Genomic DNA, 511 nt, shown 5'->3' with positions numbered 1-511 from the left:
GGCGATCATCGACAGCCGGACATTGCGTTCGACCCCGGAAAGCGGGCCACGGTCCGGGTATGATGGTGCGAAAAGAAAGAACGGATCGAAGCTCCATATGGCCGTTGATACCCTGGGGCATCTTCTGGCCCTGCACGTCACCCCGGCAAACAGAGATGATCGGACAGAAGTCGGTCCGCTCGCGCAAGCCATTCAGAAGGCAACAGATGGCGGCGTGGAACTGGCATGGGCCGATCAGGGCTATACCGGATCAAAACCGGCAAAAGCCGCAGAAGAGCAAGGTATCACTCTCGAAATCGTCAGGCTGCCTCAGGCAAAGCGGGGTTTTGTGTTGCTGCCCCGACGATGGATCGTGGAGAGATCGTTCGCATGGGCCACACGGTGCAGAAGGCTCGTAAAAGACTACGAACGCTGCGCCTCAACCCTCGCCGCCATGCACACCATCGCCTTCGCTGGCTTCATGCTCAGAAACGCTGCCCAACTGCTCTCCCAAAGTGCATAACACCCTCTA

1 protein-coding gene is annotated in these 511 nt (G+C 58.3%); it reads left to right on the top strand.

Annotation, left to right across the window (positions count from 1 at the left end):
- Positions 1 to 502: IS5 family transposase (locus tag GOB85_RS18985; protein WP_173578888.1), on the top strand; the 502-nt coding region annotated here is incomplete at its 5' end.
- Positions 503 to 511 lie beyond the last annotated feature (9 nt).

The sequence above is a fragment of the Acetobacter fallax genome (assembly GCF_011516735.1).
Classification (GTDB): domain Bacteria; phylum Pseudomonadota; class Alphaproteobacteria; order Acetobacterales; family Acetobacteraceae; genus Acetobacter; species Acetobacter fallax.
This window is presented reverse-complemented; position numbering and strand designations above follow the sequence as displayed.